The sequence below is a fragment of the Antarcticimicrobium luteum genome (genome assembly GCF_004358185.1).
Classification (GTDB): Bacteria; Pseudomonadota; Alphaproteobacteria; order Rhodobacterales; family Rhodobacteraceae; genus Antarcticimicrobium; species Antarcticimicrobium luteum.
Genome location: NZ_SMUV01000051.1, coordinates 1 through 16,830, shown reverse-complemented (window position 1 = coordinate 16,830; position 16,830 = coordinate 1). Strand labels below are relative to the sequence as shown.

General features: G+C 61.5%; 17 protein-coding genes. 2 read left to right on the top strand and 15 right to left on the bottom strand.

The annotated features are described in order from the left end of the window. Window positions 1-55: 55 nt before the first annotated feature. Window positions 56-1,798, top strand: a complete 1,743-nt coding sequence (locus E1832_RS04605) for an FAD-dependent oxidoreductase (RefSeq protein WP_133358561.1) — start codon at window positions 56-58, stop codon at window positions 1,796-1,798. Further along, entirely contained in the window at window positions 1,795-2,619 is an 825-nt protein-coding gene (locus E1832_RS04600) for a 3-oxoadipate:acetyl-CoA acetyltransferase (RefSeq protein WP_133358560.1), read from the top strand. The genes E1832_RS04605 and E1832_RS04600 overlap by 4 nt, the downstream gene beginning before the upstream one ends. 539 nt (window positions 2,620-3,158) lie before the next feature. Here E1832_RS04600 and E1832_RS04595 read toward each other — a convergent pair. From E1832_RS04595 to E1832_RS04525, 15 genes are all read right to left on the bottom strand, one after another. Further along, the gene (locus E1832_RS04595; protein WP_133358559.1) at window positions 3,159-3,887 is read right to left on the bottom strand and encodes a DUF736 family protein; all 729 of its coding nucleotides are present in this window, start codon (window positions 3,885-3,887) and stop codon (window positions 3,159-3,161) included. A gap of 125 nt (window positions 3,888-4,012) precedes the next feature. Beyond that, the gene (locus E1832_RS04590) at window positions 4,013-4,318 is read right to left on the bottom strand and encodes a hypothetical protein (protein WP_133358558.1); all 306 of its coding nucleotides are present in this window, start codon (window positions 4,316-4,318) and stop codon (window positions 4,013-4,015) included. Between the two features lie 15 nt (window positions 4,319-4,333). After that, window positions 4,334-8,596 (bottom strand): strawberry notch family protein, encoded by a 4,263-nt coding sequence (locus tag E1832_RS04585; protein WP_133358557.1) that lies wholly within the window; start codon window positions 8,594-8,596, stop codon window positions 4,334-4,336. 74 nt (window positions 8,597-8,670) lie between these two features. Continuing rightward, complete coding sequence (locus E1832_RS04580; protein WP_133358556.1) at window positions 8,671-9,066, bottom strand: type II toxin-antitoxin system death-on-curing family toxin; 396 nt, start codon at window positions 9,064-9,066, stop codon at window positions 8,671-8,673. Beyond that, a complete protein-coding gene (locus tag E1832_RS04575; RefSeq protein WP_108693368.1) occupies window positions 9,063-9,287 on the bottom strand; it encodes an AbrB/MazE/SpoVT family DNA-binding domain-containing protein in 225 nt (74 codons plus the stop codon). Before E1832_RS04575 ends, E1832_RS04580 begins: the two co-directional genes overlap by 4 nt. A 51-nt stretch (window positions 9,288-9,338) precedes the next feature. Next, window positions 9,339-9,485, bottom strand: a complete 147-nt coding sequence (locus tag E1832_RS04570; protein WP_133358555.1) for an antitoxin PaaA2 family protein — start codon at window positions 9,483-9,485, stop codon at window positions 9,339-9,341. 135 nt (window positions 9,486-9,620) lie between these two features. Next, the gene (locus E1832_RS04565; RefSeq protein WP_133358554.1) at window positions 9,621-10,139 is read right to left on the bottom strand and encodes a type II toxin-antitoxin system YhaV family toxin; all 519 of its coding nucleotides are present in this window, start codon (window positions 10,137-10,139) and stop codon (window positions 9,621-9,623) included. Next, on the bottom strand, window positions 10,136-10,462 hold the full coding sequence (locus E1832_RS04560; protein WP_133358553.1) for a type II toxin-antitoxin system PrlF family antitoxin: 327 nt from the start codon (window positions 10,460-10,462) through the stop codon (window positions 10,136-10,138). The genes E1832_RS04565 and E1832_RS04560 overlap by 4 nt, the downstream gene beginning before the upstream one ends. 125 nt (window positions 10,463-10,587) lie before the next feature. Continuing rightward, the gene (locus tag E1832_RS04555; protein ID WP_133358552.1) at window positions 10,588-11,241 is read right to left on the bottom strand and encodes a DUF6927 domain-containing protein; all 654 of its coding nucleotides are present in this window, start codon (window positions 11,239-11,241) and stop codon (window positions 10,588-10,590) included. Between the two features lie 103 nt (window positions 11,242-11,344). Then, window positions 11,345-11,938 (bottom strand): regulator, encoded by a 594-nt coding sequence (locus E1832_RS04550; protein ID WP_133358551.1) that lies wholly within the window; start codon window positions 11,936-11,938, stop codon window positions 11,345-11,347. A gap of 74 nt (window positions 11,939-12,012) precedes the next feature. Next, a complete protein-coding gene (locus E1832_RS04545) occupies window positions 12,013-13,995 on the bottom strand; it encodes a ParB/RepB/Spo0J family partition protein (RefSeq protein WP_133358550.1) in 1,983 nt (660 codons plus the stop codon). A 465-nt stretch (window positions 13,996-14,460) separates the two neighbouring features. Beyond that, window positions 14,461-15,492 carry an IS110 family RNA-guided transposase gene (locus E1832_RS04540; protein ID WP_133358549.1) on the bottom strand — a complete coding sequence of 344 codons (1,032 nt, stop codon included), beginning with the start codon at window positions 15,490-15,492 and terminating at the stop codon, window positions 14,461-14,463. 217 nt (window positions 15,493-15,709) lie between these two features. Continuing rightward, a complete protein-coding gene (locus E1832_RS04535) occupies window positions 15,710-16,099 on the bottom strand; it encodes a DUF3768 domain-containing protein (protein ID WP_133358548.1) in 390 nt (129 codons plus the stop codon). Window positions 16,100-16,186: 87 nt separating this feature from the next. Next, window positions 16,187-16,396, bottom strand: coding sequence for a DUF6330 family protein (locus E1832_RS04530; protein WP_133358547.1), 210 nt, complete (start codon window positions 16,394-16,396; stop codon window positions 16,187-16,189). Between the two features lie 23 nt (window positions 16,397-16,419). Then, a partial coding sequence (locus E1832_RS04525) for a zincin-like metallopeptidase domain-containing protein (protein ID WP_245513820.1) occupies window positions 16,420-16,830 on the bottom strand: 411 nt, incomplete at its 5' end.

Sequence of the window (16,830 nt, the reverse complement as noted above, 5' to 3'; positions counted from 1 at the left end):
GATAAACTGACCCGACATGCAATGCAGTGGGTGGAGAGGAAATAGGGAGGGAACGATGACAAAAATCGAAACAGATGTGCTCATTATCGGCACAGGGCCTGCGGGTTCGGCTACGGCTGCGCTGTTGTCGTCTTATGGGATCAGTAATATGGCGGTGAACCGCTATCATTGGCTGGCAAATACGCCTCGAGCGCACATCACCAACCAAAGATGCATGGAAGTTTTGCGCGACATCGGACACGAAGTAGAGGCCGAAGCTTATTTGCACGGAGCACATCAGGATTTGATGGGCGAGAATGTGTTTTGCGAAAGCCTTGCGGGCGAAGAGATCGGGCGCATGAAAAGCTGGGGTAAGCACCCTCTCAGCCGCGCCGAGCATCAGCTGGCCTCTCCGTCGCATATGATCGACCTGCCGCAGACATTCATGGAGCCGATTCTCTTTGGTGCCGCTTGCCGCCGCGGAACGCAAGCGCGCATGTCGACCGAGTATCTGCATCATGAACAAGACGAAAGCGGCGTGACGGCCACATGCCTTGACCGCCTTTCAGGCGAGAAGATCACGATCCGTTGCAAGTATCTCATCGGCGCGGATGGAGGTAACTCGAAGGTGGCTGAGCTGGAGGGATTGCCGTTTGAAGGCGAAATGGGCGTTGGCGGCTCGATGAACATCCTCTTCCGCGCAGATCTTTCAAAGTATGTCGCGCATCGCCCTTCGGTTCTCTACTGGGTCATGCAGCCCGGCGCGGATGTGGGCGGGATCGGCATGGGGCTGGTGCGCATGGTGCGCCCCTGGAACGAATGGCTGATCGTCTGGGGCTATGACATCAACGAGCCTGCGCCTGAGGTTGACGAGGCCTTTGCCACGGAAGTTGCACGCCAACTCGTGGGCGATCCCGAGCTCGAGATCGAGCTCCTGAGCGCCAATACATGGACGGTGAACAACATGTATGCGACCCACATGCAAAAGGGACGCGTCTTCATCATGGGGGACGCGGCGCACCGCCACCCGCCGTCAAACGGGCTTGGCTCAAACACCTCGATCCAGGATGGTTTCAATCTGGCATGGAAGTTGGCGATGGTAATCAAGGGCCAAGCAGGTGAGGGGCTTCTCGAAAGCTATTCGCAAGAGCGAGCGCCCGTGGCCAAGCAGATCGTGACCCGTGCGAACCAGTCGATCGGTGAGTTCGGCCCGATCTTCGAGGCGCTTGGCATGGATGGCGGCGTTGATCACGACAAGATCCGCGCCAATATGGATGCGCGCTGCAAGGCGGGGCCTGATGCCGAGGCGCAGCGCAAGGCCCTGAGAGAGGCGATTGCCTTCAAGAAATACGAATTTGATGCGCATGGCGTGGAGATGAACCAGCGCTACACCTCATCGGCAACGCAGACGGACGGCCAGCCCGAGCCTGACTTCGAGCGCGATTGCGAACTGCACTATGCGCCGACTACATGGCCCGGCGCGCGGCTGCCGCACGCTTGGGTTTTCGATGCGAATGGCGCACAGCACTCGACGCTCGATCTTTGCGGCCGCGGGCAGTTTACCTTGCTCACAGGTGTTGGCGGGCAGGCTTGGGCCGATGCTGCGGCGCAGATGGACACGCCCATCAGATGCCATGTCATCGGGCCGCGGCAGGCTTTTGTTGACCACACAGGAGATTGGGCGCGCCTGTCGGAGATCAGCGATACGGGCGCCATCCTTGTTCGCCCTGACCATCACGTGGCTTGGCGATGTGATAAGCTTGCCGCTGATCCCAAAGCAGAGCTTACACGCGTTTTGAAGAAGGTCCTCTCCCTATGAACAAACCCTGTATCATCTGCGTTGCGATCACAGGATCGCTCCCGCGCAAGGAAGACAATCCTGCCGTTCCAATCACGGTTGACGAGCAGGTGGAAAGCACCCACGAGGCCTTTGAGGCGGGGGCAAGTATTGTTCATGCTCATGTGCGCAATTATGATCAGAGCCCAAGCTCGGATCCCGAAAAATTTGCGCGCCTCAAGGAAGGGATCGAAAAGCACTGCCCCGGGATGATCATCCAGTTTTCAACAGGTGGTCGCTCGGGCGCGGGCAAGACGCGGGGCGGAATGCTCTCTTTACGCCCCGACATGGCGTCGCTTTCTGTCGGGTCGAACAACTTCCCCTCGCGCGTTTACGAGAACCCGCCTGATCTGGTCGAATGGTTGGCCTCCGAGATGATCACCTACGATGTGAAACCCGAGATCGAAGCCTTTGATCTTTCCCATATCCTGAAAGCCAAGGAAATGTCCGAGCAAGGCGCGCTCAAGGGCACGCCCTACGTCCAGTTTGTCATGGGGGTGAAGAACGCCATGCCCGCCGACCGCGATGTCTTTGACTACTACATTCACACGGTCAAACGGCTCTTTGGCGAGGACGCGCCTTGGTGCGCTGCGGGCATCGGTCGGCATCAGCTTGAGATCAACGAGTGGTGCGTTAAGGCGGGTGGCCATTGCCGCACGGGGCTCGAAGACAACATTCGGCTTGATCGTGATACTTTGGCTCCGTCGAATGCCGCTCTGGTGCGGCAGGTCGTTGATCTTTGTGGGCAATATGAGCGCCCGGTGGCAACAGCGGCAGAAGCCAGACAAATGCTGGCGCTTTAAGCCGCGTTGTCGCAGAGCGTCTCAATGCTCTTGGCCTGATGCTTGAGACAGAGATCAGGTTGCGTGGAACGCCATCTTGAGTGTTCCTCGCGCCCTCTGCGTTGCCTGCCAGCGGGTCGAGATGTGCGAGCGATCATGAACCCGGCAGGGGAAACAAACCGACATGCAAACATCTCAAGCGATTTGAGTCACGCAAATAAGGGTTCACGCGATTTGATCGTCGGGGTATCAGCTCGATGAATGCAGTGTTCGCGAACTGCTAAGTAGCAATCCTCAGTTTTCTGTGCCCAACACGAATGGCACCTTTTCTTGCTGCTGTGCGACACGGCGGTCAACGCCATTGCAGAAAGATTCTCGCTGCGAGCGCACGCAGCGAGAACAACGAATTCACAGGTTGGGCTCTTCGGTTGCATTGGCTGCGGGCGACACGAACGTCTGCAATGTAAGCTAGGCTCATTCAATCAGGCCAGCACGGAAAAAGGGGAACCGTGATCCCACGGCTCCCCTTTCGGTTCAGATCGTCTCACCTCGCGCGCTGATCACGCAACCAGCGACAGCCCCGCGCCCGCGTCTTGCGCTTGATCACCGCTGTCGATGAACGGAATGATCGAGAAAGTCTGGCCACCGCGCTGTTCTAAGTTCTGGACGGCGTTGACACGCAGGTCGCCATCGGGCGTGTTGATCAGAAGCGACAGGTAGTCATTGCCCGTGCGGCTGCTCTTTGCCATCCAGGCCGAGCCGACGCGGATCGGTGTGCCCCTGGGCGAGCTGACCTCGATGCGGTAGTCAGGGTGGGTCTCCTCAGATTTATAGCTGTTCTCGATCAGCATGAACTCCAGATCGAACATCATGTTGGCGATGTAGCCGGTGAAGGCGTTGTCAGCGTCCATGGCGGTGAGCTCGCCCGAGATCGAGCCGGACTTCATCAGGCCATTCGAGACCAGCGGGATGATCTCGAATTCACCGCTTTTGGCCGCCCGAGCTTCCTTCGTCTGCACGGCATTGACGCGGAACGGGCCGAGGCCGACATCGAGCTGCATCGAGATGTAGGGGTTGCCGCTGGTATTGCCGGTCTCGTTCCAGGCCGTGCCTATGCGAACCTTGCGGCCCGACTTGTTGATTGCCGTCACATCAAAATCCGGGCTGCGCTCGGACATCTTCGGGCGGGTTTCGAGCTGGATGGCGATGTCAAAGCGCGTCGAATGGATCATGCCGGTGTATTCGGCGGCTGCGGTCTCGACGTTGCGGGTGAGGGTTCCTGCGAACATGGGAGAGTTCCTTCTTGGATTGGCCGGTGCCTGACGTCCTTGTCAGCGCATCCGGGATTGCTTTTTCGACCCCTCGTGGGATCACAAACCAGAAAGCTCGCTTTCCTTTCTTCCCAACCTTCAGTTCAGCGCTGGCGCCTGAGAGACTGTGCCACCTCCCCGCCGGGTATGACGCCCCTCCCCTGCCCGTCTGGTCTCGGTTGCCTGTCCTGGCTCTTCTCGTCGCCACCCTCCGGTCCTGCGATAAAGAACTCTGCTTCCTCCCCGTTCAACCGCTGGCCGCTCCGGTCGGTCAGCCCGATGGTGCTACCGTTCGGCACGTAGGTGATCAGGTAGTGGCCGAGGCTGTCCTTGTGGACAATGTAGCCGGCATTGGCCCAATGCACGGTCTGCCCGGCATCGACGGCCGCCTTGATGTCATCGAGAGTCATGACTTCCCCCCTTCCCTATTCTGCTGCCAATGGAGCGGCGTCTGGCAGCTGCCCCACGATCCGGGCCAGAATGCTGACCGTGTCGATCCCGTCCCCATGCGGCAGGAACACCCGCAGCTGGAAGGCGATGATCTCGGTGAAGCAGCCGAGGGCCTTGAGACCCTCGATCATGCCCCGATCCGCTCCACCCAACTCAAGGCGCATCTCGCCTGCCACCCGACGGCGGGTCAGGGTCAGGACGCGGCCCAGATCGACCTGGGCAGTGGTGCCGAGGGCGGCGGTCAGCATTTCTTGCGGTGTTTGCGGGTTGTAGACGAGGAAGCGGGCGCGCAGCGCGGCCGCCCCTTCCTCGCTCAGCGTGCGCCCAATCATCGCGGCCGCTCCGTCAGGCGTGACCCTGTAGATGCGTTCATTCGTGGTCGGAATGTCCTTCCAGATCGGCAACAGCAGCCCGGTCAGCAGGTAGAGCTTGGTCGTGGTGGTTTTCGGCAAGGACGCGGCCTCTTCATCCCAAAGCCCTGCAAACTCGGGCTTGCCGATCTCTTCCCAGGCGGAGGACTCGAACCGCGTCTCCTCCAGATAGCTCGACCCGTTGGGTCGCACTGCCTTGCGCATGAGGGTGACGATATCCTCGTCATACATCTGCATAGGGCGGGCCGAGATGAGCGCCGCGCGGCCCGAGGCGCGATTGACCATCGGTAGCTTGTCGGGATTGCGCGACAGCGCCTCTTCGGCGCCCAGCACATGCACCGGGTCGGTGACCTCGAGCCCGATGATCCGCGTCACGGCGCCGGATTTCGGGCAGGTCCAGAGGTCTTCGGTGGAAACCTGCTCGATCCTTTCGCCACGCAGGGTTTCCACGCCAAGATCGAGTGTGCCCGCCGCGCGCGCCCGTTCGGTCTGATCAGCGATCCGGCGCATGAACTCCGCAAAGAGCGCGTTCTGCATGTGGATGGGCAGCGCCAGCACCCGGTTGAGAAACCGCTGGATCGGCGGAAGCTCCTCAAGCAGCACACCGTCCTTGTCGATCAGCCGCAGGGCTGTCCAATCGGTGAAGCTCTCGTAGCTCATCGCCTCGGCGCGCCCGGCGGCAAGATCGGCGAAATACCCACGCAGAGCCGCCCGCGCGATCGGGCTTTCGAGATTGTCCTCCTCCCGGAACATGCCCTGCGAGCCGGTCTCACGTTGGCCCTTGGTCAAGGCCCCCAGCTGGTCTAGGCGTTTGGCGATCGTCGAGGTGAACCGCTTCTCGCCATGCACATCCGAGGTGCAGACCCGGAAAAAGGGCGCGCTGACCTGCGCCGAGCGATGCGTGCGCCCCAGCCCCTGGATGGCCGCGTCCGCGCGCCAGCCGGGCTCCAGTAGATAGTGCCGCCGCCGTTTCTGGTTCTTCGCCGTTTGTGCCGCATGATAGGAGCGGCCCGTGCCACCTGCATCGGAGAAGATCAGTATATCCTTTTCGCCATCCATGAAAGCTTGGGTCTCGGAGGAATTACTGCTGAGGCTGCGCTTCTCGATGAAGAGATGGCCGTCGACGGCCTTGAGGGGCCGGATGGACCGACCCGTGACTTCAGCGACGGCCTCGTCGCCAAAGGCCCAGAGGATCTGGTCGAGCGCCGAAGGGATCGGAGCGAGCGTCATCAACTCCATCATGGCCGCATCGCGCAGGGCGAGCGCCTCGCGCGAGACAACAAGCGCGCCGGTCTCATCCCGCAAAGGTTCCGCCACCATGTTGCCGTCGATCTCGACCAGCTTTTGCGCGTGGATCGGGAAGGCCTGTTCGAGGTAGCCCAGAACATAGTCGCGCGGCGTCAGGGCACCCTCGACGAGCTCGTCTTCTGCGTCCATCGTTTCAAGCCGGCGTTTCAGCAGGCTTTCGCCTGTCGAAACCACTTGAATGACGCAAGCGTTGCCCGCCGCCAGATCGTCCTCGATGGCACGGATGATGCTTGGAGCTTTCATGCCCATCAGGAGATGGTTGAAGAAGCGCTGCTTCGTGCTTTCAAACCGGGACTTGGCCGAGGCGCGTGCGGCCGAGGCATTGGTCTCCCCCGAGGCATCGTTGACACCGGTCGCAGTCAGCGCAGCTTCGAGATTGTGGTGAATCGTCCGAAACGCGGTCGCATAAGCATCGTAGATCTCGATCTGGGCCGGGGTGAGCGCATGTTCGAGCACGTCATACTCCACCCCATCGAAGCTGAGGGCGCGGGCCGTGTAGAGCCCGAGCGTCTTGAGATCGCGCGCAACCACCTCCATGGCGGCGACACCACCAGCTTCCATGGCCGACACAAAGCTCTCGCGGCTCGGGAAGGGATATTCGGGGCCCTGCCCCCAGAGACCAAGACGCGCGGCATAAGCCAGGTTGTGCACGCTCGTGGCACCCGTGGCCGAGATGTAGAAGACGCGAGCGCGGGGTGCTGCCAGTTGCAGCCGCAAGCCTGCAAGGCCCTGCTGGGAGGGTTTGACCCCCCTGCCCTGCTCGGAGCCTGCGGCGTTCTGCATGGCATGGGCTTCATCAAAAGCCAGCACGCCCTCAAAGTCTTCGCCCATCCAGTCAAGGATCTGGCTCAGCCGCGTGGTGCCGCATTTGCCCGCGGACCGCAGCGTGGCGTAGGTGACGAAGAGGATACCGTCACCCATCGGGATGGGCTGATCCGGTTTCCATTTGGAAAGCGGCTGAATGTCGGCAGGCGAGCCGCCGAGATCGGTCCAGTCACGGATCGCGTCCTCGATGAGCGTGGCGGATTTGGAGACCCAGATCGCCTTCCTGCGACCGGCCAGCCAGTTCACCAGGATGAGCCCGGCGCATTCGCGCCCCTTGCCGCAGCCGGTGCCATCCCCGAGGAAGTAGCCGAGGCGATAGGCACGTGCGTCTGGGTCACCATCGGCACGGGTGAGCTTGGTCTGGTCGTCATCGATCGTGAACCGACCCGGCAAATCACGCCCATGGGCATCATGGGCCATGATGATGGTCTCGAGCTGCGCCTCGGAGAGATGCCCATCCTCGATCAGCCTGGCAGGCAGGCGCAATTCCGCACTGGCCGCGCCAGAAGGCACGGGCGGCGCCACGGAAGCCATGGCGATGCTTTCGACCAGCGGCGTGGGATGCTCCTGCGCACCCGCGATCTCGATCCGCTGTGGGCGGTAGCGCGCATAGATGTCCGAGACGGGCGTGTTGTCGCGGGGGACATCGAAGCTTGTGAAGCTGAGCGGGATGGCAGCATTGGCGCGGGGTTTGGAGGCGGCGACTGTGGCAACTGGGCGCTTGCGCGTGACAGGTACTGGACCGACCGATCGCGCATGAGGGTTTGTCGCAGCCCGTTGGGCGGGGCGCGCCTCGGGCCGGGTTGCGGCCACGGCGTCGACAAAAGGAAGGGCTTCATCCAAGTCCCTGACGCTGGCGCGGATCATCTCGCCGTCCTCCTGCACCTTGTCGAAGACCATGAGCTGGGTTTCCACAGAGGTGCCGAGCTTGCGGTAAACCTGTCCCGGCATCGTGAGGGCCAAGCGCGGCTTCAGGAGACCGCAAGCGCGGGACCAATGCGCGGCATCGCGTTCGGGCGTGAATCCCGGCGGCATGATCGCCACCAGCCGCCCACCCTGTGCCAGGCGCTTTGCAGCCGCAATGAGATGTTTCGCGGCGATGTGCTTGTCCCGGGAGCGATCGACCGAGGAGGCGAAGGGCGGGTTCATCACCACGACGTCGGGCAGAACCGGCGTCTGCAGCAAATCATCGATATGCTCGCCGTCATGGCCTGTCACCTCGCCGCCAAAGACCGCGCGCAAAAGGCTCTTGCGAAAGGGGTCGATCTCGTTGAGCAAAAGCGTGGCACCGGCCCGGGCGGCGAAAGCGGCCAGGGCACCGGTGCCCGCCGAGGGCTCCAGCACGGTCTCGCCCTTGCGGATCGCAGCCGCCCGCACCACCAGCGCCGCGAAAGGCAACGGTGTGGAAAACTGCTGCAGCCGGATCTGCTGCTCGGAGCGGCGAGTTTCCGTCAGCAGCCGCGAGGCAAGCAGCCTTGCAGCGGCGATGTCACCTGCCGTGCAGGCCTCACGCAGCAGCACCTGGACGGCCGCGGCCTGCATCAGGTCGTAGGCCATGCGCCAGTCCCAGGCGCCCCCGGCATCACTGCCAAGAAACGTCTCGCGCATGATGCGCGCGAGCGCTGAGCTGCGCAGGGGTTGTTGGTCGATCTCCGCGCCGATTTGCGCCAGCGCAGAGGTGAGGTTAGCGTCGGAGATTGAAAGAGTCGGGTTCGCCGGTTTGGGCTTGGTCATGGGGATTTTCCTTTGGATCAGGGTCTGAGTTCCAAAGGACAAAAAGCCCACTTTCGCTTTTCAGTGGGGATCTATCAGCCCGCGCCGCCGTCCCGAGCCAAGTCACGCAACCAGGTGGCAAAGGCCGCTTCCGTCAGGTCCCCTGACGCCAGATCTTCCATCTGCCGCACCCCCATGCCTGGGTCTGGCCGAACAAACACTCCGTTCAGGCGCAGGAAGGTGAAGGCAGCCACGAAGGCGGTGCGCTTGTTGCCGTCGACAAAGGCATGGGCTTTGGCAATGCCGTAGGCATAGGCTGCTGCGATGTCGAACAGGTCCGCATCCTCATAGACGGCTCGGTTCAGCGCCCGCGCGCATCCCATTTCCAGAAGCGCCGGGTCCCGGGTTCCAGACGCACCGCCATGGCGGGCAATCTGGCGATCGTGAATGATGTGCAAGGCGGGCAGCGGGACCCAGATCCAGTCGCTCATGCAAGGGCTTGGAGCAGGTCGCGGTTCTCATCCATGACGATCTCGGCCGCGGCCAGAGCTGCCTGCAGCTCGGGGTTTTCCGTCATCAGTTTCAGCCCGCCATCATCCGTGCGCACCGCGTAAAGGGTATCGCCCTCTTTGGCATCGAGCAGCGCCAGCATCTCGGTGCTGAGCGTCATGACGGCGGAGTTGCCGACTTTGCGGATCTTAGCTTCGATCATAGCAGGCCTCAATTGATTATACGAATGTATATACGCAAGACCAGTCCAAGGTCAAGATTTCTGCTGGCGCCTGGCCTCGATCAAGGCCTGGGCGTCTTGCATCGCCTTGGCATGGGGCGTTGCGGGGCTTGGATCGTCAAACGCTTCCTGCACCTGCGCGCGAAACCACGCGTCATACGAATTGACATCAGCCGCCACGGAAATGCTCCTCGAGACCGAGGTGCGGCTGTTCCTTACCCGTTGGGTCCATTGCGCTTTCTCCGACTATGCTATGGGTCGATGCTACATCACCCACAGTGGCGCCGTAAACGGCAAGGCCGTAAGGTTCGCCACTCACCGATCGGGTGCCGCTTCAAGAGACGTCTCGAACCGCTTGTCCGCCTCCGCCGCCTCTTTCAAGAGCGCGTCGAAATTGTCAGGTGGGTTGCCATCTTCCAGCATCCCTTTGAACGTCGCATAGGCATCCGTCTTGCTGCCGTAGGCGCGCAGGGTCTTATCGTCGTTCACCCAGGCCACCACGATGACCTTCGCATCGCTGTTGAAGCGGTAGAACAACCGATACTGCTGGAAGAATTTCGCCCGGAACCAGTGCTTGCGGTGATCCCCGAGCGTGCTGCCTTGCCGGTAGGCGGCGGCACCCGGATCTGCCGGTATGGCCTCGATGACCAGCTTGAAGATGGCGGCCAGCCGTTTCGTGGAATTTTTCCTGCGCCAGTTCTTGGGATCGCGTGCCTTGCGCGCTTCAACTTCCTCGATCAGCCCTTCGAGCTGGTCCAGAAAGAGCGGATGCGCATAAATCGACCATCCGTTTACGACAAGGGGCGCCCCTGCGGGCACGCTATCGCCGCTCATTCATCCTCGGGCGATAGCGGCGCATCGAGATCGACCTCAACGTCTCCGACCAGTGCTGCAAGACGGCCATGCAAAGCCCCATCGAACGCCCGAATGCGATCCGGATGCGCCTTGATATCGGCCTCGACAAAATCGAGAAAGGCGCCGAGCGCGGGATCATCCTCGTCGCTGCGCACGGGCTCGATATAGACCCTGCCACTCGGCTCGGTACAGTAACGAATCTGGTCGCCCTTACCCAACTTGAGCTGTTTGCGCACACCCGCCGGCACGGTCGTCTGATACCGGTTCGTGAGTTTCGAGACCTCTTGTGCGAGCGTTGTCATGGCAGGTTCCTGAAAGAAAAGGGTCTTTGCTGCCCGTGATAGGTAATGCATTTGCATTGTCCTGTCAAGATAAGCCGCAGGATCTGCTGTCTCCGGGCAGGTCGATGAGCTGTCCAGCGCAGCACCTATTCTCGCCCCGCGAGATACTCCGCCAGCACAGGACTGGCCGCACTTTTCGCGGAGCTGAGCAGCTCCGAGCCCGCAAGCGTCGCTTTCGACAGGCGCACGAGCGCGCCGGTTTCCTCGATCCGGTAGCAGCGGCGTTTTTGCCGCCCGCGCCTGTAGTGGGTCGCGGTGACGATATGGCAGGTGCTGCCATCGGTGAGCGTCACAGGGGTCGCGAGCCTGATCTTGTCGCCTTCCTCGTAGTCCGGGATCGCAGCCCAATCCCGGCAGCGCTGGCGCCAGGCATGGGCGTAGCTGTCCGGGTCTTTCAGGTTGGAGAGAAGCTCGATCAGCCCAAGGGGAGCACGACACTCGTTCGGGCCAGCACTTTCCTCCATGTCTTTGTAGCCCCAGCAGCCGTCATCATATCGGGTGAGGAAGACAGCCCCGAATGTGATCGAGCCGTCCGCATCGGTGACATAGGTCGCATCCTCGACAGAAGTGCCGTCGCGGTTCGTGACCCTTGCCGCCGCATACCACGTGGAACCGACCTTGCAGGCCTTGACCAGTTCGGCTTTGCGCGTGTCGCCCTCAAAGGTGCAAAGCCGGGTGATCTCTGCTTTCTCATCCGCGTAGGATTTGACGCGGCCGTCGGTGTAGAAGAGCCAACCCATTTCAGAGTCCTTTCTCTCGTTTGGGAAAATTGTTGTCGCCAATGTCCCGAGAGGACCGCAGGCCCGGAAGGGTATTGGCGATGTGTGTTTGAGAAAGGGCGCGTTACGCCACCCTCTGGTCATCGGTTTCCATCAGCGCATCGAGCGGCACGCGGTAGGGCTGCATGGCGTCGAAATCCTCGCAATTGCCGCAGTTCTGCACGATTGCGAAGGTGTCGCAGGCATCCTTGAGGATGACCCGGAAGGTACCGCCAAGACCTGACGGCACCTCGTAGGTTCCGCCGATGAGATAGTCCGAGGCCCGGCGCACGAAGACACGGATGCTGTGGCCATCGGTGGCGAGTCGGATGGCCCCCCGCCCCCGGTCGATGAGCAGCTGCACATCCTCGAGGATGTCGGTGTAGAACTGGCCGGTCAGATCACGAAACGCCATGCGGCGCTGCGCCATCCAGTCGGTGTCCCGAAACGGGTTCATGCCATCGGCGAAGGCGAAGGAGGGATCGGCCTGCTCGGTCGTGACGATGCGGGTGGTCGTGCCATCGATCCCGTTCGAGCGCAGATGCACGCCATTGCCGACGATGAGGATCAGGGCGGGCCTGTCCACGGGCCCGTTCCAGTTGGGCAGGAAGGTTTTGCAGGCGCGCGCATGGGCGATTTGCGCCGCAACTGCGGACGCAGAGAACTTGAGAATAGCCATGGGGATGTCTTTCGGTTGGGTATGAGAAGATCGACCCGCGCAGGCGTCATGGCTCGCGCGGGTCGCGTGAGGACTCAGGCCGCTTGCGCGATCTCGCTGTCAGGCTCGGGAGATTGCGAGGCATGCTTCGCCTCATCACAGGCGACGCCGGCGGTCTGCATCATGGGCGGGCACCAGGCGGCCACAGCAGCGCGCTGCGCGTCCGTGAGCGTCGCGAAAGGCTCGGCGAAGAGCTTGTCGCAGAAGGCGACGATCTCCTTCTTGCTCGACGAGGCGAGCGTCACCGCCTCCTGGGCGAGACCCAGATCTTCGCCGAGGATTTTCAAGAGCCAGGCCTTCTTGAAGCGGTTGAAGAGCGCCGCATTCGGCGTCCAGTGGGCGCGGATGTCGGGCATGATCTCAATCTCGAACTTATGCATCAGGCTGTCGCGCTGGCGGTCCCGCGCGAAGCAGGACTGCGTGGTGCTGGCTGTGGCATAGGCCACGAGCTTGGCCTTCTCCCCTGCATCGAGCGCGCGAAACGCCGCGAACTGATCAGCGGGCGCGCGGGCGTCATCGAGCCAGGACAGATCAAGCGCCTCATGCGCCGCCGCCACCTGCTCGAGCGAGGTTGCGTCGATCTCGTCCATCTTGGCATGGCTGCGGTATTCCTTGCGGGCATCGATCTTGATCGCCTGCGTGACACTCATGCCGCTGGCCAGAACGTCGCTCACCAGCTTGAAGAGCGTCAGATCGAGCGTAGCTTCCGGATGCAGCGCCATCGCGGCCCCAAGCGCCATGGCTCGCTCGGTCTTGAGGTCCTCAGCCAGTGAGGCCGGATAGGTGATTTCGCCGGCGTCTGGGGCCTCCTCCCCGGTCGGGCTAGCCGAGGAGCCGCGCGCGCCCTCCTCTTTGACGGTGTCCTCGGGACGCACGAGGCCCACATGGAGCGTGATCTGCCCACCCTGCCACGACGCGATCACGCCTGCGCGGGCAAGGTCCTCGGCGCTGTAGGCCTCCTGCAGATCGCGAGCCTCCTCTTCCAAAGCGTCCACACGTTCGTAGAGGGCATTGTAGGCGTCATCCTCGAGCCCTTCATCCTCCATCTCGAGCTGAAGCTGCTCAAGCTCGGCGGTGATCTCATCGATGCGCTTCTGGGCAGCCTCATCCGGCTCGATCGGGCCGGGATAGACGCGGCCATAGTCGGCCCTGGTCGCGTAATCGTAGCGGACCATGGCATCGGCCCAGGCAAAGCCCAGCTTTATGCGGGCCTCCTCGGCGGCGGCCGCGAGCTTCTCGAGCAGGATGGTTTCGACCAGCGCAGCGTCTTCCAGCACCGAATGCTCTTCCAGGAGATCGGCTGCGATGGCCCCACCACGGGCCTCGTATTCCTCGCGCACGAAGGTACCGATGTCGTCGCTGACCTGCACCCCGCGCGATTTGAGCGCCTGACGGACGGTGTAGGCCTGCAGATAGCTGTCTTCCTTGGTGAGCGCGTCATAGACCTCGCGCTGCACCTCCTGGCTCGGATGCTCCGCAAAGGCCTTCATCGTGTCGAGCGTGATCGTCTTGGCCCGGGCCGCGGCGCGGATATCGGGGTGGATCAGGCCGTAGCGCAACCGGCCTTTCACGGCCGCCACCGTGGTGCCGAAGGTCTTGGCTATCGTCTCGGGCGTTTGGCCGTCGACTTCCATCATCCGGGCGAAGGCCTCGAACTCGTCGATGGCATTCATCGGCGCCTGGGTGATGTTCTCAGCAAGCGACAGGGCCGTGGTGACATCGCAATCCTCTGGCACAAGACGGCAGTCCACCTTGGTCTTCGCGGTGAAGCCCTTCGCCGCCTTGTCGGCGACCAGCTCCTTCAGCGCGGCATGGCGCCGGCCACCGGCGAGCACGGCATATTTGCCGTCGAGCTTCTGGACAAGGAGCGGCTGAAGCAGACCCAAAACAGCGATGCTGGCCTTCAGATGCGCGATGTTTTCGGGATCATAGGTTTCCGGGGAGTTACTCCGCACATTTGCGGGGTGAGCTGTCAGATCGCCGATAGCGACGGAGAGGGGTTTGAAACCTGTGGTCATGGGGTATCCTTCCAGGTGGGTGAGGTGTGGCCCGCGCCTTCACGCGCGTGACCAATCCCCGGCTTCGGGGATCACCACGACAAAAGGCCCACTTCCGTAATGGGGCGGGCCTCTGTCAAGGGTTTCGGGCAAGTCACAAATTCCGGCGAAGATCTCATTCCTCACCAGGTTTAAGACACAAATTCAAAAGCTTACTTTTTCTTTTTCACTGCATCCGCACGTCAGGACTGAGGGACACCCCCTACCCGGGCTTCGTTCTTCCGTCCGTAGTCAGCCTCAAAGCTGCCACTCTATGCCTGGTCCAAATCTGGTCCTGGGTGCCCATCTTTCCCGCGTATTCAGCAGTTGCTGATAACTTGCGGGCCTCCGGCATCTCCAGGAACCTCGTCCCGGCAAGGGACCTCGTCGTACCTGTCGTCAGGTGCAGTGCGTTCCTCCGTCTAACCAGGTCTGGAATTATTTTGCTCAGGCCGTTGCCGTAGGGCTCTGTGCATAGCGGAACGGTGTGCCGTCCCGCCACATGCGGTGCAAAACAACCCCAATGCGCCGAGCGAGTGCTATCAAGGCCCGTTTCGATCCACGCCTATGTGCCACTCTGAGTGCCCAGGCCTGAAGCCAGTTTGGTGCTCCGCGGTGCATCAGGATCATCGCCGCCTGATACAACGCGGTTCGAAGCCCGCGATCACCGGCTCGCGTGATTTGTCCAACGATGTCCATCTCTCCGGATTGCGTGCGCCTTGGCGTAAGCCCCGCCCACGGTCCGACATCCTTCGACCGCGCAAAGCGGGTCGGATCATCAATGGCAGATTTGACTGTCAGGGCGACGATCGGACCGACACCCGGCATCGTCATCATCAAACGGCAAACATCGTCGTGTTTTGCCAGACCCGCGATTTTGGCATCCAAGTCAGCCAACTCGGCGCGCAACTGGGAACGCGCGCGCAGAAGAGCCTCAGTCGACGCGGACAGGATCTCATTCTGCTCAACCAGTTCCCGCACCCGGGCCTCGTACCTAATCCGGGTGACATGCCCCAGCTTCATGCCAAAGTTTCGCAGAACACCCCGCATCGAAAGCTCAAGGTTGATGATGGCCTGCTGAACTGACTTGCGCGCCGTCAGCAGCGCGCGGATTTCCTGGGAGGACACAGATTTGCGGTGCACGGGCCTGTACCATCCCATTTGAAGCAAGCGCGCAATGCCCTGGGCATCGCGCCTGTCGGTCTTGATCGGCATGGCTTTCAAGGCTGCCTTCACCAATCGTGTTTCCATCATGACCACGTCAAAGCCAGCTTCTTCCATTCCCTTGCTCAGCCATTGGGACAAAGGTCCGGCTTCGAGCCCGATCGCATCGATCGAATATGACAATGACGCTATTGCACGTACCAATGCCTCAGGCTCGCTCTCCGCCTGTAATTCTTCAACAATCCTCCCCTGTGGCCCCAGCACACAAATCGCCGTGCTTGCCAGAGATACATCCAATCCGATAAATACATTCATGTCGTTGCCCTTCTATTCTTAGGAATTGAGGCGCATGGAAACATACGACCTCGTAGACGCGCTGCAGGCGCATCAAGGGCAACGGCACTCCACATCATGCTGACAAACAAGCGAAACATGTCCGATTCGCCGACAGCCCCATTACGGCATCTCTCCCTTTGAAGGGTCAGTGGGCCTTCATCGGCTGCGATGTCAGGAGGAAGCGTCCCCTGCCCTTCTACCAGTCGCGCGCCAGCATGATGGTCAGCACGCGCGTGGTGGTCGTGGGGTTGTCCGGGGTCTCGGCCCCGTAGCGAAAGTCGGAATCCGCTTCATACAGATCGATTTTCCAGAACACAGTCTCGCCGCGGACCGTGACCGACCCGAAATCGTGCCAGCCTTCAGGGTCATTCTCAGGCTCGAACGTGGCAAACTCGCCAGTTGCCTTCACCGCCTCGGCCATGAAGCCGTCGCCAGCCTCCATGAGCGAGCGGGTGACATGCATCCGGCCCTGTATGGGCTGCACCGGCGGCACCCCGAGGCATGCGAGCTTGCGAAACGCGTCGTTCTGCGCGGCGATCACACTCGGATCCGGGCAGTCTGGCTGGGGTTGAACGGTCATGGACATGGGAATCTCCTTTGAGAAGTTGAAACACCCTTCCCAAAGCCCGCTTTTTCTTTTCCGCTTGGCGCAAGGACCGAAGCAGAAGGAGCGCTACCCGAACAGCCCCTTAGGTCTGTAATTCGGGTTGGGGATGGTTTCGACCCAGCCACCCTGTTCCTTGATGGTCTCGAGCGCTGCCGAGAGTGGATAGGCGCCCTCGGACGCGCTCCACCAATAGGCACCGTGCTTGAAGGTGATGATCTTGCGGTGGCCATCTTCAAAGCAGGCCACCCGCAGGGTCTTGGGTTCCTTGCGTGACATGGGCGTCTCCGTTCTGTCTGTGGTCAGGCGGCCTCGGCGCTGCTCCCTGCCCTGCCCGTCTCCGACCGTGCGATCAGATAGTCGCAGGCACGTTGCGCGTCCGCGGCGTGGCGGAAGATCGCGCCCTTATCTGAGCGAAGGACACGCAACCAGTTGTGCAGGTATGCGGCATTCATCTCGAGCGTATGGGCCGTGAAGCCGAGTGTCTGACCCAAAAAAACCGAGGTCAGTTCGGCGACGATCTCTTCGCGTGCGTAAGAAGTGTTGCCGAACTTCGAGAGCCCGAAATCGCGGTTCAGTCGATGGGGGGCTTTCGTGGCATGACCCTTATGCCGATGTCGGCATAATTCCCATAATGCCGCGCTCCGGTTTATGCCGCGCCGACCCTTACAACCTGTTGCGTTGCGGTTAGATCGGCGCAGCATATCGGCATA

Excerpts from the sequence above, each read along its gene's own strand:
- E1832_RS04605 (WP_133358561.1), top strand. The coding sequence starts at position 56 with ATGACAAAAATCGAAACAGATGTGCTCATTATCGGCACAGGGCCTGCG.
- E1832_RS04600 (WP_133358560.1), top strand. The coding sequence starts at position 1,795 with ATGAACAAACCCTGTATCATCTGCGTTGCGATCACAGGATCGCTCCCG.
- E1832_RS04595 (WP_133358559.1), bottom strand. The coding sequence starts at position 3,887 with ATGTTCGCAGGAACCCTCACCCGCAACGTCGAGACCGCAGCCGCCGAA.
- E1832_RS04590 (WP_133358558.1), bottom strand. The coding sequence starts at position 4,318 with ATGACTCTCGATGACATCAAGGCGGCCGTCGATGCCGGGCAGACCGTG.
- E1832_RS04585 (WP_133358557.1), bottom strand. The coding sequence starts at position 8,596 with ATGACCAAGCCCAAACCGGCGAACCCGACTCTTTCAATCTCCGACGCT.
- E1832_RS04580 (WP_133358556.1), bottom strand. The coding sequence starts at position 9,066 with ATGAGCGACTGGATCTGGGTCCCGCTGCCCGCCTTGCACATCATTCAC.
- E1832_RS04575 (WP_108693368.1), bottom strand. The coding sequence starts at position 9,287 with ATGATCGAAGCTAAGATCCGCAAAGTCGGCAACTCCGCCGTCATGACG.
- E1832_RS04565 (WP_133358554.1), bottom strand. The coding sequence starts at position 10,139 with ATGAGCGGCGATAGCGTGCCCGCAGGGGCGCCCCTTGTCGTAAACGGA.
- E1832_RS04560 (WP_133358553.1), bottom strand. The coding sequence starts at position 10,462 with ATGACAACGCTCGCACAAGAGGTCTCGAAACTCACGAACCGGTATCAG.
- E1832_RS04555 (WP_133358552.1), bottom strand. The coding sequence starts at position 11,241 with ATGGGTTGGCTCTTCTACACCGACGGCCGCGTCAAATCCTACGCGGAT.
- E1832_RS04550 (WP_133358551.1), bottom strand. The coding sequence starts at position 11,938 with ATGGCTATTCTCAAGTTCTCTGCGTCCGCAGTTGCGGCGCAAATCGCC.
- E1832_RS04545 (WP_133358550.1), bottom strand. The coding sequence starts at position 13,995 with ATGACCACAGGTTTCAAACCCCTCTCCGTCGCTATCGGCGATCTGACA.
- E1832_RS04540 (WP_133358549.1), bottom strand. The coding sequence starts at position 15,492 with ATGAATGTATTTATCGGATTGGATGTATCTCTGGCAAGCACGGCGATT.
- E1832_RS04535 (WP_133358548.1), bottom strand. The coding sequence starts at position 16,099 with ATGTCCATGACCGTTCAACCCCAGCCAGACTGCCCGGATCCGAGTGTG.
- E1832_RS04530 (WP_133358547.1), bottom strand. The coding sequence starts at position 16,396 with ATGTCACGCAAGGAACCCAAGACCCTGCGGGTGGCCTGCTTTGAAGAT.